Genomic DNA, 19,236 nt, shown 5'->3' on the forward strand with positions numbered 1-19,236 from the left:
GTGGGACACAACTCCTCTTGGTACTTGCGCTTAAGTCATTGTCGAGAACCGGACAGTTACAGACAAACCATATTTCTTTCTGCACTCATGACAAATAATCATTGGCCAAACCAAACAATGCCGCTCATTAGAATCCTAAGAGCGCAACAACGAAAACGGAGTGTCTTTAAAGTTGTCAGGCCGTAGCAGCGCTTACAGACTATTCATCCTTGAAAACAATAAATCCGGTGCCCTGACGAAGGGCACCGGACGGCAATAAAACCATCGAGGGACAGCGGTGATTACGGGGCTGGCGTAGCGGAAGCAGTCTGGCTGCCGAACATCGCTTCGAAGCGCGGTTTGTTCGCCGCGTAGTACTCGGCAACCACCTTGTCCGCAGTGCTTTCGCGGGCATCCGCCATCAACTTCTCAAGGTCCGCTTTCGGGATCTTGAAGTTGGCGAAGAAGCGCGCCACGTCCGGATGTTCGGCGCTGAAACCTTTGCGGGCAATCGCGTGGATCTGCTCGGCGCCACCGAATATCTGCTTCGGATCATCCAGGTAACGCAGCGGCCATTTGGCGAACATCCAATGAGGGCTCCAGGCGTTGACCAACGACCACTTGTCCCGCTTGATGTTGCGATCCAGTTCACTCAGCATGCCGGACTCTGAAGACGCAACCATCTTGTAGCCGTCGAGCTTGTATTCCTTGATAGCTTTTTCCGTCAGCTTGTACTGACCATTGCCCACTTCCGAAGTGAGGATCTTGCCGCCAAGTTTTTCTCTCACTTCAGGTTTGTTGAGGTCTTCGACACTGGCAATCTCACTGGTAGGAATCGAGGTGGGCACCGCCATGCCGATCCGGCCTTCATACAGTACGCCGAGGTCTTCGAGCTTGTCCTTGTACTTGTCATAGAAGGACTTGTGGGTGCTCGGCAGCCAGACCATCGGGATCAGGTCGATGTTGCCGTTAGCCAGCGCCTGGAACTGGATGCCAATATCGGCCAGCACCAACTTGACCGGTTGCTTGAGATGATCCTGCAACGCGGTGTTCGCCAGCTTCACGGCGATTTCCGTATCCGACCAGTTCACCCAGCCGATACGAATGGGCGCGGGTTCCTCGGCTTGAGCGATCAGGCTGCCGCAGGCCAATGCAAGGCCGGCAAACCAGGCGATAAAAGTTTTACGGGGTAACGTCATCATGTGCATCTCCGCAGACTGTATTAATAGTTATTGGCAGGGCAGCAGAAGCATTCATTTCCCATCGCGACCGCGCACGGCCATGGGCAAGTTCTAATTATGAAATCACGGCTATTGAGTGTGGCTTACCCTCCTCCGCCCGTTGGCGGATTGAAACTTTCAAGGTTGTCGATAAACCCGTGGCGAGGGAGCTTGCTCCCGCTGGGTCGCGCAGCGGCCCCAGGTTTTGCGGCTGCTGCGCAGCCGAGCGGGAGCAAGCTCCCTCGCCACGGGTTCGTCGTTTACGTCTTGAATTCACAATGCCCTTTCGAGTGCCGGCAGCGCCTCGAACAAATCCGCCACCAACAGATAATCCGCCACCTGGGCAATCGGTGCCTCGGCGTCCTGGTTGATCGCGACGATGACCTTTGAACCGCTCATGCCCGCCAGATGTTGAATGGCGCCACTGATGCCTGCGGCAATATAAAGCTCCGGCGCGACGATCTTGCCCGTCTGCCCGACCTGCAAATCGTTGGGCGCGAATCCCGAATCAACAGCAGCGCGGGAGGCCCCCACGGCACCGCCGAGCTTGTCGGCCACTCGCTCGATCAGGGCGAAATTCTCTTTGCTCTGCATCCCGCGGCCACCGGAAACGACGACGCGGGCGCTCGACAGATCGGGCCGTTCGCTGGCCGTCAGTTGTTCGCTCACCAAACGCACGTTGCTGGCGCTTTGTCCGCCGTCCACTGCAACCACTTCGCAGGGTTTGTCATGGGATAACGCTGGGGCGAATGCCGAAGCGCGCACGGTGAGCAACTTGATCGGATCCAGTGACTGCAGCGTGGCGATGGCATTGCCGGCATAAATGGGCCGCTGGAAAGTGTCCGCCGAGACGATGTGGGTAACGTCCGAAAGCATGCCCACATCCAGGCTCGCCGCGACCCGTGGCAGCAGATTGCGGCCCATGCTGCTGGCATCGGCAACGACGTGTGTATACCCCTCGGCCACCAGCGAAGTGATCAGCGGCTGGGCGTTTTCAGCCAGGGCATTTTCGAACACCGCCGCCTGTGCGAGCAGCACCCGGTCCAGGCCCTGGGTCGACGCTGCCTGTTGCGCCACGGCCGGGGCGTCCGTCCCGCCCATCACCAGCAGATCCGTTTCAGCCCCCAACGCCACGGCGGCGCTCACGGCACTCCAGGTGCCTGCCGTCAGCTGTCCGGCGCTGTGCTCGGCGATCACCAATGTGCGCATCAAATCACCCCCGCAACGGTTTTCAGTTTATCCACCAACTCGGTCACCGAAGCGACCGTGATGCCTGCTTTGCGTACCGGTGGAGGGACAACACCCAGCAATCGCGAGTGTTGCTTCACGCTCGCGCCCAAGCTGTCGGCGGCGATGGTTTCCAAGGGTTTTTTCTTGGCTTTCATGATGTTCGGCAACGAGGCGTAGCGCGGTTGATTCAGGCGCAGATCGCAGGTCACCACGGCCGGCGTCGAGAGCGCGACCACCTGGCTGCCCCCATCGACCTCACGCTCGACGAGCCATTGCCCGTCGACATGATTGACTGCCGAGGCGTAAGTGGCCTGACCGCTGCCAATCAACTGCGCGACCATTTGCCCGACCTGGTTGTTTTCCTGGTCGATCGCCTGCTTGCCGAACAGGATCAGTTGCGGTTGTTCCTGATCAATCACTTTGCTCAGGTACTTGGCGACGTTGAGCGGCTCGAGAATCGCGCTGGTCTCGACCAGAAGTGCCCGGTCCGCACCGAGTGCCAACGCCGTGCGCAGTTGTTCCTGGGCGGCCGAAGTGCCCACCGAGACCACCACCACTTCGGTTGCCAGGCCTTTTTCCTTGAGGCGAATCGCCTCTTCCACCGCGATCTCGCAGAACGGATTCAAGGCCATTTTCACGCCGTTGAGCTCAACGTCTGAACCGTCAGCCTTCATCCGGACTTTCACATTCGGGTCGATGGCACGCTTTATCGCAACGAGCACTTTCATGGTCTTTGCACAGCCCCCTTGCACTTGGATCGATGCGCGATGACCGGCGCGCATACGCCGGATCACCCCTGTTTCGACTGGATGGTAATCCTGGTTATTCCCCCGCGCAAGAAAAATGTACACCTGTGTCTCAATCGTTGACACACATGAACATTGCACATACCGTTATGTCAAAACCAAGCCTGATGTTCTGTTCCCGGAGCAACACCATGTCCAGCGATCCTCTGCTGCAGCCCTACAAGATCAAGCATCTGACCCTCAAGAATCGAATCATGACCACCTCCCACGAGCCCGCGTATCCCGTGGACGGCATGCCGAAGGATTTGTACCGCGCCTATCACGTCGAACGGGCGAAGGCCGGTGTTGCGTTGACCATGACCGCGGGCTCCGCTGCGGTTTCACGGGACAGCCCGCCGGTGTTCAACAACGTGCTGGCGTACAAGGACGAGGTGGTCAAATGGATGAAGGACCTGACCGACGAATGCCACGAACACGGCGCCGCGGTGATGATTCAACTGACCCACCTGGGGCGGCGCACGCGCTGGGACAAGGCTGACTGGCTGCCGGTCGTCTCGCCGTCCCATCGCCGCGAAGCGTCCCACCGGGCCTTCCCGAAAAAGATGGAAGACTGGGACATCGACCGGATCGTCAAGGATTACGTGGACGCCGCCGAACGCATGAAGGCCGCCGGTCTCGACGGTTTGGAACTGCAGGCCTACGGGCACCTCATGGATCAATTCTGGTCGCCACTGACCAACGATCTCGACGGCCCCTACGGTGGTTCGCTGGAAAACCGCATGCGCTTCACCTTCGATGTGCTGCGCGGCATCCGCCAGCGTTGTGGTGAGGACTTCCTGCTGGGGGTGCGCTACACCGGCGATGAAGACCTGCCCGGCGGCTTTGGCGCCAGCGATGGCCTGCAGATTTCCCACATGCTCAAGGACAGCGGGCTGGTGGATTTCCTCAACGTCGTGCGCGGGCACATCGATACCGATGCCGGCCTCACCGACGTGATCCCGATCCAGGGCATGCGCAACTCGCCGCACCTGGATTTTGCTGGCGAGATCCGCTCCGCCACCGGTTTCCCGACCTTTCATGCAGCGAAGATCCCGGATGTCGCCACGGCGCGACACGCCATCGCCTCGGGCAAAGTGGACATGATCGGCATGACCCGCGCGCACATGACCGACCCGCATATCGTGCGCAAGATCATCGAAAAACGTGAAGAAGAGATCCGCCCTTGCGTTGGCGCCAACTATTGCCTGGACCGCATCTATCAGGGCGGCGCCGCGTATTGCATCCACAACGCCGCCACCGGGCGCGAAACCACCATGCCCCACGAAATCCCCAAGGCGCCGCTCAAGCGCAAGGTGGTGGTAATCGGCACCGGCCCGGCGGGCCTGGAGGCGGCACGGGTGGCCGGCGAGCGCGGCCATGCAGTCACCGTGTTCGAAGTGGCCGACCAGCCAGGCGGGCAGATCCGCTTGACCGCGCAGAGCGAGCGCCGCCGCGAGATGATCAGCATCATCGACTGGCGCATGGCGCAATGTGAACGCCTTGGCGTGAAGTTCCAGTTCAACACCTGGGCCGAAGCCGAGACGGTGATGGCCGAAGAACCGGACGTGGTGATCGTCGCTACGGGCGGCCTGCCCCACACCGAGGTGCTCAAGCAAGGCAACGAACTGGTGGTGTCGACCTGGGACATCATTTCCGGCGATATCAAGCCCGGCCAGAACGTGCTGATATTCGACGACGCCGGCGACCACGCGGCGCTACAGGCGGCCGAGATCATCGCCAGCAGCGGCGCGAAACTGGAAATCGTCACGCCCGACCGGTCGTTCGCACCGGAGGTGATGGCGATGAACCTGGTGCCTTACATGCGCAGCCTGCAAGACCTGAACGTCACCTTCACCGTCACCTATCGGGTCGATTCCGTGGAAAAACGCGACGGTCAACTGGTTGCGCACTTCGGCAGCGACTACGGCCAGGTGCACAAGCAGCGTGTGGTCGATCAGGTGGTGGTCAACCACGGCACCCTGCCCCTGGACGATTTGTACTTTGAGTTACGGCCGCATTCGAGCAACAACGGCGCGGTCGAGCAGCACAACCTGATCGCCGGGAAAACCCAGAATATCGTGACCAACCCCGGAGGCCGCTTCCAGCTGTTCCGGATCGGCGACGCGGTGTCGGCGCGCAATACCCATGCGGCCATCTACGATGCGCTGCGGTTGGTCAAGGACATCTGAAGCGCGACCGGATAAGGACACAGCAATTGTGTCGATAAATGAAGATCCAAATGTGGGAGCGAGCTTGCTCGCGATAGCGGTGGTTCAGTGACAAGGATGCTGGATGGCGGACGCTTTCGCGAGCAGGCTCGCTCCCACAGGGTTCTGTGTTGCACAGCAATTGTGTGATTGATAAAGATCCAAATGTGGGAGCGAGCTTGCTCGCGATAGCGGTGGTTCAGTGACAAGGATGCTGGACTGGCGGACGCCATCGCGAGCAAGCTCGCTCCCCCAGGGTTCTGTGTTGCACGGCAATCTTGTGATTGATAAAGATCCAAATGTGGGAGCGAGCCTGCTCGCGAAGGCGGGGGTCCAGTGAAAGGGATGTTGGACTGACGGACGCCATCGCGAGCAGGCTCGCTCCCACAAGGGATTGTGGGTTGCACATGCCCTGTGCCTTTCGAAGATTCGAATGTGGGAGCGAGCTTGCTCGCGATAGCGGTGGTCCAGTGACAGAGATGGTGGATTGGCTGACGCTTTCGCGAGCAGGCTCGCTCCCACAGGTCTCCCACAGGTCTGATCAGTGAATCAGGCTTGCAGGCCCTGGCGGGCGACCGTGGCGCCGGCTTGCAATGCCTTCCCCACCTGCTCCTCGAAATGCCCCTCGGTCATCGCCTGCAGGGCGGCAGCGGTCACGCCGCGGTAGGCGACCAGGGCGTCGATCATCTGCCGGGCGTCATGGCTGGCCAGTAACTGGCTGCTGTTGACCACGACATTCTTAGCCGCAAGCTGTGCTATCTTGGCGGGGATGCCGGCCTCCATCGCCTGATTGGCCAGGGCTGTCATGAGCAAGGCGGGAAAGGCCGGGCCGGTGCCGGAAAGCGCGGAGAGGTAATCAATGAAATCTTCCTCCTCGACCTCGGCAGCCGTGCCCACGCATTCGAACAAACGCTGAACCAGGCCTTTAGTCACCGCATCCACCACACCCGCGCAATACCAAGGTGTAAACGACTGCCCGATCTCCACCGCCGCATTGGGCATCGCCCGCAGCACCGTCGAAGCCGAGGTCCGAGTGGCAATGGCCTGCGCGGTGATCCCGGCCATCAATGAAATGACTGTCTTGCCAGAAGCGTTGAGGCACAGGCCGGCGAACTGCTCGGGGCGCACCGCGATGATGATCAAGTCGCTGCGGTCCACCAGCGCCTGGTTGTCCGTGACGAGACAAACGCCTTGTTGCGCCAAAGGATGGACACCCGAGCGATTGGAAATAATTAGGTTACCCGCCGGCAACAGCGCCTGCGCCAACACAGCCTTGGCAATCGCCCCGCCCAGCCAGCCCGTTCCACCAATGATGCCCAGCGTCGGCGCGTTCATTTCCCGGCCGTCTCTTCGAAGGTTTCCGTCAACGGCACAAAGATCCCTGGCTCTTTTTCGGCATAGCCGAATTTGCCATAGAAACGATCCAGCTCGCGCTGCTTGGGTACCTTGCCGGTGAAAATGCTCACGTAATGCGGGATGCGCTGGAAACGCACGGTGATCAGCTCGCTGGTGTTCATGGTGATGTAGCCGATCTGGGTCAGGTAGATCGTCCGGGCCCGTGCGTCGGCGCCCTGGCTGTCGTAACCAAAGCGCTTGAACATGCTCGCCAGGGCGCCCATTCGCTGCTCGTCGACGATGGCGACTTCCTGCGCCACTTCAGCGGACTGGAGCGCCCAGCTGCGTACGGCGAATTCGAATTGCGAATCGAACAATTGAGGGTTGAGCCAGCATTCGAAGACATTCAGGATCGCCTCGGAAATGCTCTCGGCGTAGCTCTCGCTTTGCCGGATCAGGCCACCGGTGTTGGTCTCGCGCCAGCGCGACAGCAAGGCGGCGAGCAACTGCTCACGATCCTCGAAGAACCAATAGAAGCTGGTGCGTGACAAACCCAAACGCTTGGCCAGCGGCATGACCCTGACCGCATCGATGCCGGACTCCTTCAAGGCCTCGTAGGCCGCTTCCAGCCAGCCTTCGGGCGACCCTCGCCAGCCGGCGTCCTGGGCCTTGCCGCGCGCCTTCCCTACCTGGGGCATCTTGCATCCACCTTGTTGAACATACGTAACGCGAATGTACTCGGATGCCCGCCGAATGTACACCTGAGTACAGTTGCTCAACGCGACGCGACTTGTGCTTCCGAATCCCAGCAGGATTGATGACAGAAACTCATGAGCCGCTGACTTTAAATGGTTTGTCAGCACCGCACGCCCGGATGAGTATCTGCTCCAGGCAAACCAGAACAAAAACGAGCCGCCTTATGTGGACTGCACAAGAAAAACTCCCGCTGGGTGAGTACATCGCCCGATACGTCGAATGGCTGACCCAACATGGCGCCAGTGTCTTCGACGCCATTTCGCTTTCGCTTTCCGAAGTCATTTCGGTCTTTACCAGCGCCCTGCTCTGGTTCAACCCGCTGGCCTTGATCGGACTGCTGGCCCTCTTCGCTTATTACGTTCAACGCAAGGTAAGCCTGACGCTTTTCGTCGCCCTGTCGTTCCTGTTGATCTTAAACCTGGGCTATTGGCAGGAAACCATGGAAACCCTGGCCCAGGTGACATTCGCCACCCTGGTGTGCGTCATCATCGGCGTGCCGCTTGGCATCGTCGCGGCGCATCGTCCCTGGTTCTACGCAACCCTGCGACCGGTGCTCGACCTGATGCAGACCGTCCCCACTTTCGTCTACCTGATCCCGACCTTGACGCTGTTCGGCCTCGGCGTGGTTCCGGGATTGATTTCCACGGTGGTCTTCGCCATTGCCGCGCCAATCCGCCTGACTTACCTGGGCGTGCGCGATGTGCCTCAAGAACTGATGGACGCCGGCAAAGCCTTCGGCTGCTCACGTCGCCAGCTGCTGGCACGCATCGAGCTGCCCCATGCCATGCCGAGCATCGCCGCCGGGGTTACCCAATGCATCATGTTGTCGCTGTCGATGGTGGTCATCGCCGCGCTGGTCGGCGCGGATGGCCTGGGCAAGCCTGTCGTCAACGCCTTGAATACCGCCGATATCGCCATGGGTTTCGAAGCAGGCCTGGCGATCGTGTTGTTGGCGATCATCCTCGACCGCATCTGCAAGCAGCGCGAAACCGTGAAAAGAGGTGACGCATGAGCATCATTCGTTTTGAAGACGTCGACGTCATCTTCGCCAACCGCCCGAAGCCGGCGCTGGCGCTGCTCGACCAGGGTTTTTCGCGCCCGGAGATTCTGCAGCAAACCGGCCTGATCGTCGGCGTGGAGAAGGCCAATCTCGACATCAACAAAGGTGAAATCTGCGTGCTGATGGGCCTGTCCGGCTCCGGCAAGTCGAGCCTGCTGCGCTGCATCAACGGCTTGAACACGGTGAGTCGCGGCAAGTTGTTCGTCGAGCACGAGGGCCGACAGATCGACATCGCCGCCTGCACCCCGGCCGAGCTGAAAATGATGCGCACCCGACGCATCGCCATGGTCTTCCAGAAATTCGCCCTGATGCCCTGGCTGACCGTGCGCGAGAACATCGGTTTCGGCCTCGAAATGCAAGGCCGCCCCGAGAAGGAGCGGCGCAATCTGGTCGACGAAAAGCTTGAACTGGTGGGCTTGACTCAATGGCGCAACAAGAAGCCCGACGAGTTGTCCGGCGGCATGCAGCAGCGCGTTGGCCTGGCCCGCGCCCTGGCGATGGACGCCGATATCCTGCTGATGGACGAACCCTTCTCGGCCCTCGATCCGCTCATTCGCCAAGGGCTGCAGGACGAGCTGCTCGACCTGCAGCGCAAGTTGCACAAGACCATCGTCTTCGTCAGTCATGACCTGGACGAAGCCCTCAAGCTGGGAACACGGATCGCCATCATGAAAGACGGCAAGATCATCCAGTACAGCAAACCCGAGGAGATCGTGCTGAAGCCGGCAGACGACTACGTGCGCAATTTCGTCGCCCACACCAACCCACTGAATGTGCTCTGTGCGGGAAGCCTGATGACCCCATTGGACCAGTGCATATCCGCACAGGGCGAATATTGCCTGGATACGGTGCAGAACCTCTGGGTTGCGCTGAACGCATCGAAAGAATTGGCCAGCGTGCGCCGCGGCGCTGCGGCCCAACCGCTGCAACACTGGAACCGCAACGAGGCCAGCGCGCCCTTGCGCCGCCTGGTCACCTCGGTGCAGGCGGATACCGGCATGCGCGAGGCGCTGCGTATCCGCTACGAAACAGGACATCCATTGATCGTGCTCGATAAAGACCAGACCGTCGTCGGTGTACTGGGCGATACGGAACTGTACCGCGCGCTGCTCGGGCATGACCTGTCGCGCCCGGTTTTATCCGAGCCATTGTCAGAGCCTGCGGTGGCCTGAACAGACGAAACCCGTTTCCCTGCAGCACTGCTTGTCCGCCAACCACCGATCATTTGCCTTGAGTGAGATCGACGATGAACCCAACCCTGAAAACCCATCGTGAACTGCTGGCCGACCGCACCCCGGGCCATGGCATGCCCGGCGGTCTGTTCGGCCGCGAGGATGTTTTTGAAACCGACGTCGATGTGTTTTTCACCAGACACTGGATTCTGGTGGGGGCCACCAGCGACGTTGCCGAACCCGGCGATGTTTCGACGATCGATATCGGCAAATCCTCGATCATCCTGGTCCGCGATGATGACGAGCATGTGCAGGCGTTCCGCAATGTCTGCCGGCACCGTGGGGCGCGCTTGAAACAGGCCGGCAAATCGACGGTGGGCATGCTGGTCTGCCCCTATCACCAATGGACGTACGACCTGGACGGCAGCCTGAAACATGCCGCGCACATGGGCAAGGATTTCGACCCGGGGTGCAAGAGCCTGATCCCGGTCCACACCCGCGTGGTGGGTGCCCATGTATTCGTCTGCCTGAGTGACGAGCCGCCGGAAGACATCCTGTACCTCGACCAGGTCATGACCCCGCGTTTCGCTCAGTACGATCTCAGCCATTCGAAGATCGCCTACGAGTCGGAAATCATCGAGAACGGCAATTGGAAACTGGTGATCGAAAACAACCGCGAGTGTTATCACTGCGCCGCCACTCACCCCGAATTGACCGCGTCGTTCCTGCCGGAAGACTTCGGCTTCTGCACCGACGGCCTGGGCGAGGACTCGCTCCTGGCGCTCAAGGAATATCACCAGCGCAACGCCGATACCAAGCGAGACTGGGAAAACCAAGGCTACCTCTGTGAGGCCGTCGAGCACCTGGGCGAGGACGCGGTGACTCAGTTCCGCACCCAGCGCCTGGCCATCGCCGGCAACGGCGAATCCCAGACCCTCGATACCCGCGTCGCCTGCACGCGCTTGTTTGGCGACCTCACCCGGCGCGATCTGGGCGACATGCACCTGTGGACCCACAACTCATGGACCCACATCATGAGCGACCATGCGGTGGTCTCCTACATCATCCCGCTGGCGCCCGATAAAACCCTGGTGCGGACCAAATGGCTGGTGCACGCCGATGCCATCGAGGGCGTGGACTACCAGGTGGATAGACTGATCGAAGTCTGGGCGGCGACCAATCTTCAAGACGCCAACCTGGTCGGCATCACCCACAGCGGCACCCAGGACCCGGCCTATTCACCCGGACCGTTCTCGGCGTTTACCGAAACCTATGTCGACCAGTTTTCTCGCTGGTACGCGGCGCGTCTGGCCGCCCATGGCGTGTGAGGGATGGACATGACGACCTACGAAAAGCTGACGCGGCCCCAACGTTTTACCGACCCGACGACCTGGACCGCTTATGGCTCGCAATGGCACAGCGGCGAGCAGAAAACCTTGTCATGTTGCGCCGTGCGCCAGGAAACCCATGACGTAAAGACGTTCGTCTTCCAATGCGCGGACTTCACTGCGTTGAGCTTCGAGCCGGGGCAATTCATCACGCTGTCGCCGGTCATCGGTGGGCAAACCATCGCGCGCTGCTACACGCTGTCGTCCTCCCCCACGCGCCCGTTCACCTTTTCGATTACGGTCAAGCGCGTGCCGGGTGGCGTGGTCTCGAACTGGCTGCATGACCATCTCGAACCGGGAGACAACCTCAGGGCATCCGGCCCGGCGGGCAGTTTCACACCGGTGGGTCATCCGGCGACAAAACTGCTGTACCTGTCGGCCGGTTCCGGCGTGACGCCCTTGATGTCGATGACCCGCGCCGCCTGCGACATGGCGGCCAATCTCGACATCGTATTCCTGCACAGCGCCCGCACGCCGGCGGATATCATCTTCCATGACGAACTGACGCGAATGCAGGCCGATATGCCCGGCCTGCGGGTCATCGGCATTTGCGAAGGGCTCGGCGTTGCCAGCCAATGGCAGCAACCGATCGGTCGGCTCGATCTGCCTCTGTTGAGCCAGCAAGTACCGGACTACCACCAGCGGGAAATCTTCACCTGTGGCCCCCAGGGCTACATGGAAGCAGTCAAGGCGCTGCTCAGGGAAGCGGCGTTCGATTTTCGCCACTATCATCAGGAAAGCTTCGATATCGCGGTGCTGAATGAGGAACCGCTGATCGAGCAGGCCCCTTCACTCGACCAGCAACAGATGTTCACCGTCACCCTGTCGCGTTCGGGCAAGACCTTCAGCATGCCCGGCAACCAGACCGTGCTGAGCGCGGCAAAAAAAGCCGGGGCGATCGTGCCCTCCTCGTGCAGCCAGGGCATCTGTGGCACCTGCAAGACCGCCTTGCTGGAAGGCACGGTGGACATGAACCACAACGGCGGCATCCGGCAACGGGAGATCGACAAAGGCCTGCGCTTGCTCTGCTGCAGCAAGCCGACCTCCAATCTGATCATCGATCTCTAGCCGTCACGCCTGATCCGCTAGTCACTGCGCGCGGGCTTCTGCACAATCACCCTGCGCCTGACCCCAAACAAGACAGTGACCCAGCCCGATGAAACTGCAACCGTTGCCGCCGCTCAACAGCCTGGTGGCGTTCGAGGCCGCTGCTCGCCACCTGAGTTTCACCGTGGCGGCTCGTGAACTGAACGTCACCCAGGGCGCCATCAGCCGCCAGATACGCCTGCTCGAAGATTATCTGGGCACGGCGCTGTTCATCCGCACGACCCGTGAAATCAACCTCACTGCGACTGGCAGCCAGTACCACGAAAGCATTCGCGACACTCTGCAGCAGATCGCCCGCGCCACGGCTGGCGTTCGTCATTGGCAAGGCGCGCAGCAAGTCACCGTGGTCACCAGTACGGCGATGGCATCCCTGTGGCTGCTCCCGCTTGTTTCGGAGTTTCAGCGCCAGCACGAAGAAATCGACCTGCGCATCATCGCCACCGACCAGGTCGAGGACTTTTCCCGACTCGATTGCGATCTGGCGCTGTATTACTGCAGCAAGCCGCCCAACAACATGAAGGTCACCACGCTGTTCAGCGAAGAGATTTTCCCGGTGTGCAGCCCCGCGTACCTGGCGCAGCATCCCGAGGCCGGCAGGCTCGAACAGCTCGGCGCCTGCACCTGGTTATGGCTGGAGGATCAGCATCGGGACTGGATCGGCTGGAAGGAATGGTTCCGACGCCTGGGCCACCAGGCGCCAGAGCCTCGTCGGCGGATCAACATCAACAGCTACTCGATGCTGATCCAGTCGGCGCTGGCCGGGCAAGGTGTGGCCCTGGCCTGGTCGAGGTTGCTCGGCGACCACTTGCAGACCGGCAACCTTGTTCGCCCGACCTCCAGCCTCTTGCGCACCGATGCGCAGTTTTGTCTGCTGGAACCCTTGGGACGGGTGCCGAACCGGCAAAGTGTCAATCGCTTCCGCGAATGGCTGATGACTTATCTTGCGCAGACGGAGGGTGCCTGAGCAGTGGTGCGTCGAACCCAGGGCCGTTTATCAAACGGCTTCAAAAACCGCAACGGCGGCCGATACCCCTCACAAGAGCCCAGTGACTGGGTGGCTGGATTGCGGCGGGAACCGGTGATGACAGACATATATCTGCTGATAGCGAGCGGCACGGACCAGAGCGATGCGTACGTCCTGGGTTGGTTCGATGACAGGAACAAAGCCAGGGAAGTGGCCGAGCAGAAAGAATGGGAGGCGTATCGCGCCAGCCTGAAGGCGGAAAACCGTTGGTCAAGCCATAAACCGCTGGCGCCGGACAAGACCGAGTATCGGCGGTACTGGATCAAGACCGTGTCGAAGTTCGAATACGTTTCCGTCCCGAGGTCCCTGGCGGTTCACTGAAGCCTGCGGCCGATCATTCGAAAATTTAACGAACCGCGCGCGCTCGCCAGGGGTCTAGAACACTAAGCCCATCTGAAGAGAGCGTCCTCATGTTGAAATTTCTTGGTGGTACCGTCGGGATCATTTTCCTCATCGGCCTAATCGTGGTCATTGCCCTGTTCAAGTTCATTTTCTGACCCGGACAGCGGTAGCACGTGCTGCGCTACCGCTGGTTTTTCATGGCTCCGATGCTGGCAGGGACGCCAGGATCTGTGCTCGGCAGACCTCGAGTATTTCGCCAGCCAGCGGAGCATCGTCCGGGCACGCGCGCGACAGCATGATCGCGCCAATAGCCTGGGCGAGCAGGCCAAGCATCTTCGCCCGGCCCCCCTCCTCTTGTGTCTCAAGCTTTTTTTCAAGCGAAGCCAGGGTGCTTTCGACGCCGCTGGCGAAAGTCGCCTTCAACTCGTCTGACTGACGCGCCGCATCCCCGCACAACGCCGCCATCGTGCAACCGTGACCCCGTGCATCGCGGTGTTCCCTGGATAGATACATCGCAAAAAATCCGGCTACATCAAGCTCGCCGGTGCTGGCCAGCGACTGCGACAGGCTGTTCGCGGAAGCCTCAGCCATCAGGTCGGCCTTCGAACCGAAATGTTTGTAGAAGCCGCCATGGGTAAAACCCGCAGCGGCCATCAGGTCCGCCACGCCTATTCCGTCAAAACCGCGCTCGCGGAACAACACGGACGCCGTCTCGACGATGTGCTCGCGGTTTGCCTGTGCCTGGGCCTTGGTCACTCTCATTTGCGTATGCCTCGTGGCCGCTCGAATCAAGCCCTCATCATACATAGATGCCGAGCATAATCAAATTCGTTGACAGTTTAGATTTCGGTCATCATCTTATAACCAAGCGGTACGAAACTGACTGCCCGACGTTCGCTGAGCAGCACCGCAAATGAAGTGATTGCACACTCCCAACCCTTCAAGAGACCGACACCATGACCACTCGCAAAACCGTCCTCATCACTGGCGCCTCCACCGGCATCGGCGCGGTCTACGCCAGGCGCTTCGCTCAACGCGGCCACGATCTGGTGCTGGTCGCCCGCGACAACGCGCGGCTGGAAGCGCTGGCAAGCGAACTGCGCAATGAACACAACGTCAGCGTCGATGTGCTCCAGGCCGACCTCACCCAAACCGGCGATCTGCACAAGGTCGAGGCCCGCCTGCGCGATGACGACAGCATCGGCATCCTGATCAACAACGCCGGCGCCGCCCAGTCCGGCAGTTTCATCGAACAGACCACCGACAGCGTCGCGCACCTCGTTGCGCTCAACACCACCGCGCTGGTTCGACTCGCCAGCGCCATCGCCCCGCGCCTGGCAAACGCTGGCGAAGGCGCAATCATCAACATCGGCTCGGTGGTCGGCCTGGCACCGGAATTCGGCATGTCGGTCTACGGCGCAACCAAGGCCTTCGTGCTGTTTCTCTCCCAAGGGCTGAGCCTCGAGCTTTCGCCCAAAGGCGTCTACGTCCAAGCCGTGCTGCCGGCAGCCACCCGTACCGAAATCTGGGAGCGCGCCGGCATCGACATCAATTCGCTGAGCGAAATCATGGAAGTGAGCGACCTGGTTGACGCCGCGCTGGTCGGCTTCGATCGCCGCGAAGGCGTGACCATTCCACCCTTGCAGGACGGCGCGCGCTGGGATGCGTTGCAGGCGGCGCGGCAGGGACTGCTGTCGCAGATCAAGCAATCGACGGTTGCCGAGCGCTACAAAGCCTGACGTTTCACAGCGAAAATGTTCCGGTGCTGGACGGTTCGTGGCTGCGTACGCGCGGGATGAGCGCAGTCGACTGTTCGCAATTCAGCTCGATTTCCACCCCGGCGTAGCGCTATCCTCTATTCGTTAATCGAATGGCTACGACCTGAATTATGCGCTTTCCATGATCGCTGTTCCCTCGCAGGATGCAAGTCAGAATCAACCCATCTGGATCGGATCATGCCGTTTGATACCTGGTTGCTCTATCTGGTTACTTGCTGCGGCATAGCGGTAGTGCCAGGTCCCAATGCCTTGTTAGCGCTGACCCACGGCGCCATTCACGGCAGCCGGAAAACGCTGTTCACCATCACCGGCGGCGTCCTCGGCTTTGCCCTCGTGCTGACGCTTTGCGCCCTGGGCCTGGGTGCGCTGATCCAGGCTTCAGTTACCTGGTTCACGGCGTTGAAAATCATCGGCGGGCTCTATCTGATCTGGCTGGGCTTCAATCTGTGGCGATCGCCTCCCGTCAGTCTTGAGGCGCCCGCTACGGACAGCTTCCGTGGTTGGTCGCTGTTCCGCCAAGGGCTGGTATCGGCCATTTCCAATCCCAAGGCGCTGCTGCTGTTTACCGCATTCATTCCGCCATTTCTGGATCCGCAACGGAACATCATCGCGCAGACGTTGGCCATCGCGCTGACTTACGCGGTTGTCGAGTTTATCGTCGAGTTCGGTGTAGCCAGCGCAGCGCACCGGGTCAGGCCTTGGCTGGCCCGAACCGGGCGCCGGTTCAATAAAGTCTGTGGCGGTTTTTTCGTACTTTTCGGGGTGAGCCTGCCGATTCATAACTGAACGATGTGCTTCTGGCATGTAAAACCGTGATCATTGGCCAACCATCGAACGCTCAGGTCGCAACAACATGACAGACGTAGAGACGGCTATTGCTGAGTGGGAGCCGCTTGATCTCGAATGGCATCAGGGTTTCGCCTTCCTGGAAGGCGTGCTGCTGGGCGACGGGCAAGTGCCGGACGTGTACATCCTGCTCAACCCTGAAGGCGCACACCCCGACGCGATAGCGAAAGCTGCCAGTGACGGGCGTTATCCGCCCTCGCCTCTGGTTGCCGGCCAGCCGGTCTGGCGGCATCGACGCAACCCCTGGGTTTTGCGTGACGCCTTGCGCGACTATTACCTGCTTCCCGCCTACCAACAGCGCTACGGCTATCACGCGCTCCAGGCCCTGGCGTTTCGGTTCGACAAGGCCCTGGAAAACCTTGGCCACCAGTATTGGCGCGATGCGTCCGGCGCCTATTGGTTCGGCGAATACGCAATCACCGAAATCCTTCAGGCAAAGCCCGACAGCCTGGCCCTGGTGGCATCGTCGCCAGCCTCGGTGACTGCAGCCTCTGCCCTGTTCAGCGACGGGGTAAATATCTTTCTTCAAGGCAAATTCATCGCCAGCGCGACGGCGCGGGTGTGTTATTGCAACCACCCTTCCTATCGAGTGATTGACGGCCAGGTCTACAAGGGTTTCAAACCCCTGCATCAGAAGGACGGCACCCCATTGCCGATCAGCAATCCGGACGACTTCCGGATGCTCGCCGAACGCTGGGGAACCGATGGGCAGTCGATCATCGTGCAGGCGCAGCAAGGTTCGAGCATTGCCTATGAGTATTTCTATCGCATCGACAATGCCGACCTGGCGACCTTCACCGTGCTTAACGAACGTTACGCCAAGGACCAGCAACGCGCCTATTACCTGACCGGCAAGACCCTGCGCTACGTTGGCGATTTTCGGCTGCTGAAGAACTGCCACCCGGCGTTCGACGAGTGCGGCCGCGTGGTTGGCAGCAGCGAAAGCGAGGATGAGTATTTCGCCGTGGACGACCTGTACGTCTACGCCGCCGGGACGCGTCTGCGTGACGCCCACGGCCCGAGTTTCCGCCACTTGGGGTTCGATTATTACCGTGATCAACATCACGTCTACAAACGCCAGAAACGCCTGGATGTCGACGCGGAAAGCTTCGTCGTGACCCAACTCTGTGGCGATGACCTGGACTACTCGCCTGTGCTCGCGGGTGACAGGAAGGGTCCGCTGGGTTCTGGCGGAATCATCGATGCGGCCATGCAACAGGCATGGGCGCCCTACTTCGAGGCTCATCCGCAATTGCAGGGTTACTGGTGGCATCGTATGCAGGTATCGCCTGAAGCTGCAGAAGCGCAAACAGAAACGCCGCCGTTACAAGCCATCGGCCTCGGTTTCGAAGTCGGCCGCCAGGTGTACTTCCATGGCCGCGTTATCAATGGGCTGGACGCTGCAAGTTTCAAATTGCTCGACACACACCTGTGCGGCGACGCCCAGGGGCTTTATCTGATCCCGTTTCATAACGCCGAGACACAAGTGCCCGAACGGTTTTCCCAGGAGCCGGTTGAGCACTTCCGCTCACTCGGCGGGCCCTATCTCACCGACGGCAAAACCGTGTTCTGCCACCGGGTCTTCTACCATCCCCCTGAACCGATTCGTAAGGCTCAGGTAGGCAGTTTCGAGTCTTGCGGGCATGGTTGGGCCAAGGATCGGGACGCGGTTTATTACTACGGCGAGGCGAAAAAAAAGCTGCATCCTTGCGACACTCGCATTCTCGGTACCTATGCCGTTAGCCCCACGCTGATCTTCTCGGAAGGCAAGTGGCTGGATGTGGCGTTCGAGCCTGACGAAGTCCGCGTGCCGCATCCCGATTTCCTGCAATTGGGTAGACGCAAACTGTTCTGCCATCGGCGGCCGCTGAGTGCCAAGCGTATCGACCTGGGCACGTTGGAATTCCTGACGGAGCGTCATGCCCGAGACAAGCACCGAATCTACCACTACGACGGCTATGCGAGCCTGACCGAGGTCGATGAAGCGCATTATCAGCAATCCCTTCGTGAGCCGTCCCATTCATAGCCGTCGGCGATGTTCTATCATGAGCCAGCGCTCATGACGCGCATCCTGAAATCGCCGGATACCCTTCACATGAGAGACCTGCCGCCGACCGCTACACTACGAGCCTTTGAAGTCGCCACCCGCCATGCGACCTTTACCGCAGCCGCGCAAGAGTTGCATGTCACCCAAAGCGCGGTCAGTCACCAGCTCAAGCACCTGGAGTCCCTTTGGGGATTGCAACTGTTCGAACGTGGCAAGTCACTGCGCCTCACCGCCGCAGGGGCCACGCTGGCGCCCATCGTGCGCGAGTTCTTCATGAGCCTCGAAGCGACCCTGGGCGATCTGCGCGAGCAGAAAGGCAGGGTTCGACTCGAAGTCAGCACCACGTATTCCTTCGCACTGAAATGGCTGCTGCCCCGCTTGCCGAATCTCTCCCGCCTGCACCCGGAATTATTGGTCTCGCTGGACACCACCGACAAGATCATCCACTTCTCCAGTGCCCAGGCCGACGTGGCGATCCGGCTCGGCAAGGGCAACTACCCTGGCCTGTATTCGGAATTTCTCTTCGGCGAGCAGGTTTTTCCGGTGGTCAGTCCTGACTTGCTGCAGCGCTTCGGGACGCCACGCAGCCCTGCCGAATTGTTGCACTACCCGTTGCTGACCCGGGATGGCGCCGAGCTGGTGCCGAAATGGGAGATGTGGTTCGAGAAGGTCGGGCTGGAATTCTTGCCCCTCAAGGAAAGCGTCAGGTTCGGCGACACCAACATGACGGTCGAGGCAGCCCTGCTCGGCCAGGGCGTTGCCTTGGTGCGCAGCGGGCATGTCGAAAGCGAAATCAGCGATGGCCGCCTGGTGCGGCTGTTCGACGTGCCATTCCCGTCACCACTGGCCTACTATTTTGTCTGTCCCAAGGGCATCGAATCGCAGCCGCATATCGTCAGCTTCCGCCAATGGTTGATCGGCGAGGCGTCGACCGTCCAACGCGCTTATGAAAATGCATGA

At 60.3% G+C, this 19,236-nt stretch carries 17 protein-coding genes; 11 read left to right on the forward strand and 6 right to left on the reverse strand.

Features of this window, described 5'->3' with window-relative positions:
* Positions 1 to 281: 281 nt before the first annotated feature.
* The 3 genes from J3P96_RS18540 to J3P96_RS18550 all read right to left on the reverse strand — a co-directional run bounded on the left by J3P96_RS18540 (position 282) and on the right by J3P96_RS18550 (position 3,157).
* Positions 282 to 1,181, reverse strand: a complete 900-nt coding sequence (locus J3P96_RS18540; protein WP_434652846.1) for a glycine betaine ABC transporter substrate-binding protein — start codon at positions 1,179 to 1,181, stop codon at positions 282 to 284.
* A gap of 291 nt (positions 1,182 to 1,472) precedes the next feature.
* Positions 1,473 to 2,408, reverse strand: a complete 936-nt coding sequence (locus J3P96_RS18545) for an electron transfer flavoprotein subunit alpha/FixB family protein (RefSeq protein ID WP_434652847.1) — start codon at positions 2,406 to 2,408, stop codon at positions 1,473 to 1,475.
* The gene (locus J3P96_RS18550; RefSeq protein ID WP_434652849.1) at positions 2,408 to 3,157 is read right to left on the reverse strand and encodes an electron transfer flavoprotein subunit beta/FixA family protein; all 750 of its coding nucleotides are present in this window, start codon (positions 3,155 to 3,157) and stop codon (positions 2,408 to 2,410) included. Before J3P96_RS18550 ends, J3P96_RS18545 begins: the two co-directional genes overlap by 1 nt.
* A gap of 209 nt (positions 3,158 to 3,366) precedes the next feature.
* On the opposite strand from J3P96_RS18550, the gene J3P96_RS18555 reads away from it, so the two are divergent.
* Positions 3,367 to 5,403: an FAD-dependent oxidoreductase gene (locus J3P96_RS18555; RefSeq protein WP_434652851.1), complete on the forward strand. Its 2,037-nt coding sequence runs from the start codon at positions 3,367 to 3,369 to the stop codon at positions 5,401 to 5,403.
* A gap of 567 nt (positions 5,404 to 5,970) precedes the next feature.
* Here J3P96_RS18555 and J3P96_RS18560 read toward each other — a convergent pair.
* Positions 5,971 to 6,756, reverse strand: coding sequence for a pyrroline-5-carboxylate reductase family protein (locus J3P96_RS18560; protein ID WP_434652853.1), 786 nt, complete (start codon positions 6,754 to 6,756; stop codon positions 5,971 to 5,973).
* Positions 6,753 to 7,454 (reverse strand): TetR/AcrR family transcriptional regulator, encoded by a 702-nt coding sequence (locus J3P96_RS18565; protein ID WP_305495603.1) that lies wholly within the window; start codon positions 7,452 to 7,454, stop codon positions 6,753 to 6,755. Before J3P96_RS18565 ends, J3P96_RS18560 begins: the two co-directional genes overlap by 4 nt.
* A gap of 221 nt (positions 7,455 to 7,675) precedes the next feature.
* Between J3P96_RS18565 and choW the strand changes: the two genes are divergently transcribed.
* From choW to J3P96_RS18595, 6 genes are all read left to right on the forward strand, one after another.
* On the forward strand, positions 7,676 to 8,524 hold the full coding sequence (gene choW, locus J3P96_RS18570) for a choline ABC transporter permease subunit (protein ID WP_434652855.1): 849 nt from the start codon (positions 7,676 to 7,678) through the stop codon (positions 8,522 to 8,524).
* Complete coding sequence (gene choV / locus J3P96_RS18575) at positions 8,521 to 9,744, forward strand: choline ABC transporter ATP-binding protein (RefSeq protein WP_434652857.1); 1,224 nt, start codon at positions 8,521 to 8,523, stop codon at positions 9,742 to 9,744. The genes choW and choV overlap by 4 nt, the downstream gene beginning before the upstream one ends.
* Positions 9,745 to 9,818: 74 nt before the next feature.
* The gene (locus tag J3P96_RS18580) at positions 9,819 to 11,072 is read left to right on the forward strand and encodes an aromatic ring-hydroxylating oxygenase subunit alpha (protein WP_434652859.1); all 1,254 of its coding nucleotides are present in this window, start codon (positions 9,819 to 9,821) and stop codon (positions 11,070 to 11,072) included.
* Positions 11,073 to 11,081: 9 nt separating this feature from the next.
* The gene (locus J3P96_RS18585) at positions 11,082 to 12,200 is read left to right on the forward strand and encodes an FAD-binding oxidoreductase (protein WP_434652861.1); all 1,119 of its coding nucleotides are present in this window, start codon (positions 11,082 to 11,084) and stop codon (positions 12,198 to 12,200) included.
* Between the two features lie 88 nt (positions 12,201 to 12,288).
* Positions 12,289 to 13,203: a LysR substrate-binding domain-containing protein gene (locus tag J3P96_RS18590; protein ID WP_434652863.1), complete on the forward strand. Its 915-nt coding sequence runs from the start codon at positions 12,289 to 12,291 to the stop codon at positions 13,201 to 13,203.
* Positions 13,204 to 13,320: 117 nt separating this feature from the next.
* Positions 13,321 to 13,584, forward strand: a complete 264-nt coding sequence (locus tag J3P96_RS18595; RefSeq protein WP_305495615.1) for a hypothetical protein — start codon at positions 13,321 to 13,323, stop codon at positions 13,582 to 13,584.
* A 216-nt stretch (positions 13,585 to 13,800) separates the two neighbouring features.
* On the opposite strand, the gene J3P96_RS18600 is transcribed toward J3P96_RS18595, so the two are convergent.
* Complete coding sequence (locus tag J3P96_RS18600; RefSeq protein ID WP_434569065.1) at positions 13,801 to 14,367, reverse strand: TetR/AcrR family transcriptional regulator; 567 nt, start codon at positions 14,365 to 14,367, stop codon at positions 13,801 to 13,803.
* Between the two features lie 194 nt (positions 14,368 to 14,561).
* Between J3P96_RS18600 and J3P96_RS18605 the strand changes: the two genes are divergently transcribed.
* The 4 genes from J3P96_RS18605 to gcvA all read left to right on the forward strand — a co-directional run bounded on the left by J3P96_RS18605 (position 14,562) and on the right by gcvA (position 19,236).
* A complete protein-coding gene (locus J3P96_RS18605) occupies positions 14,562 to 15,344 on the forward strand; it encodes an SDR family NAD(P)-dependent oxidoreductase (protein ID WP_434652866.1) in 783 nt (260 codons plus the stop codon).
* A 216-nt stretch (positions 15,345 to 15,560) separates the two neighbouring features.
* Entirely contained in the window at positions 15,561 to 16,169 is a 609-nt protein-coding gene (locus J3P96_RS18610) for a LysE family translocator (RefSeq protein ID WP_434652869.1), read from the forward strand.
* 67 nt (positions 16,170 to 16,236) lie between these two features.
* Positions 16,237 to 18,255: a DKNYY domain-containing protein gene (locus J3P96_RS18615; protein WP_434652871.1), complete on the forward strand. Its 2,019-nt coding sequence runs from the start codon at positions 16,237 to 16,239 to the stop codon at positions 18,253 to 18,255.
* Between the two features lie 69 nt (positions 18,256 to 18,324).
* Positions 18,325 to 19,236: a transcriptional regulator GcvA gene (gene gcvA / locus J3P96_RS18620; RefSeq protein WP_434658258.1), complete on the forward strand. Its 912-nt coding sequence runs from the start codon at positions 18,325 to 18,327 to the stop codon at positions 19,234 to 19,236.

Source organism: Pseudomonas sp. R3-56 (genome assembly GCF_051132075.1).
Lineage (GTDB): Bacteria > Pseudomonadota > Gammaproteobacteria > Pseudomonadales > Pseudomonadaceae > Aquipseudomonas.

Coding starts and splice junctions, on each gene's coding strand:
- J3P96_RS18540 (WP_434652846.1), bottom strand. CDS start 1,181: ATGATGACGTTACCCCGTAAAACTTTTATCGCCTGGTTTGCCGGCCTT.
- J3P96_RS18545 (WP_434652847.1), bottom strand. CDS start 2,408: ATGCGCACATTGGTGATCGCCGAGCACAGCGCCGGACAGCTGACGGCA.
- J3P96_RS18550 (WP_434652849.1), bottom strand. CDS start 3,157: ATGAAAGTGCTCGTTGCGATAAAGCGTGCCATCGACCCGAATGTGAAA.
- J3P96_RS18555 (WP_434652851.1), top strand. CDS start 3,367: ATGTCCAGCGATCCTCTGCTGCAGCCCTACAAGATCAAGCATCTGACC.
- J3P96_RS18560 (WP_434652853.1), bottom strand. CDS start 6,756: ATGAACGCGCCGACGCTGGGCATCATTGGTGGAACGGGCTGGCTGGGC.
- J3P96_RS18565 (WP_305495603.1), bottom strand. CDS start 7,454: ATGCCCCAGGTAGGGAAGGCGCGCGGCAAGGCCCAGGACGCCGGCTGG.
- choW (WP_434652855.1), top strand. CDS start 7,676: ATGTGGACTGCACAAGAAAAACTCCCGCTGGGTGAGTACATCGCCCGA.
- choV (WP_434652857.1), top strand. CDS start 8,521: ATGAGCATCATTCGTTTTGAAGACGTCGACGTCATCTTCGCCAACCGC.
- J3P96_RS18580 (WP_434652859.1), top strand. CDS start 9,819: ATGAACCCAACCCTGAAAACCCATCGTGAACTGCTGGCCGACCGCACC.
- J3P96_RS18585 (WP_434652861.1), top strand. CDS start 11,082: ATGACGACCTACGAAAAGCTGACGCGGCCCCAACGTTTTACCGACCCG.
- J3P96_RS18590 (WP_434652863.1), top strand. CDS start 12,289: ATGAAACTGCAACCGTTGCCGCCGCTCAACAGCCTGGTGGCGTTCGAG.
- J3P96_RS18595 (WP_305495615.1), top strand. CDS start 13,321: ATGACAGACATATATCTGCTGATAGCGAGCGGCACGGACCAGAGCGAT.
- J3P96_RS18600 (WP_434569065.1), bottom strand. CDS start 14,367: ATGAGAGTGACCAAGGCCCAGGCACAGGCAAACCGCGAGCACATCGTC.
- J3P96_RS18605 (WP_434652866.1), top strand. CDS start 14,562: ATGACCACTCGCAAAACCGTCCTCATCACTGGCGCCTCCACCGGCATC.
- J3P96_RS18610 (WP_434652869.1), top strand. CDS start 15,561: ATGCCGTTTGATACCTGGTTGCTCTATCTGGTTACTTGCTGCGGCATA.
- J3P96_RS18615 (WP_434652871.1), top strand. CDS start 16,237: ATGACAGACGTAGAGACGGCTATTGCTGAGTGGGAGCCGCTTGATCTC.
- gcvA (WP_434658258.1), top strand. CDS start 18,325: ATGAGAGACCTGCCGCCGACCGCTACACTACGAGCCTTTGAAGTCGCC.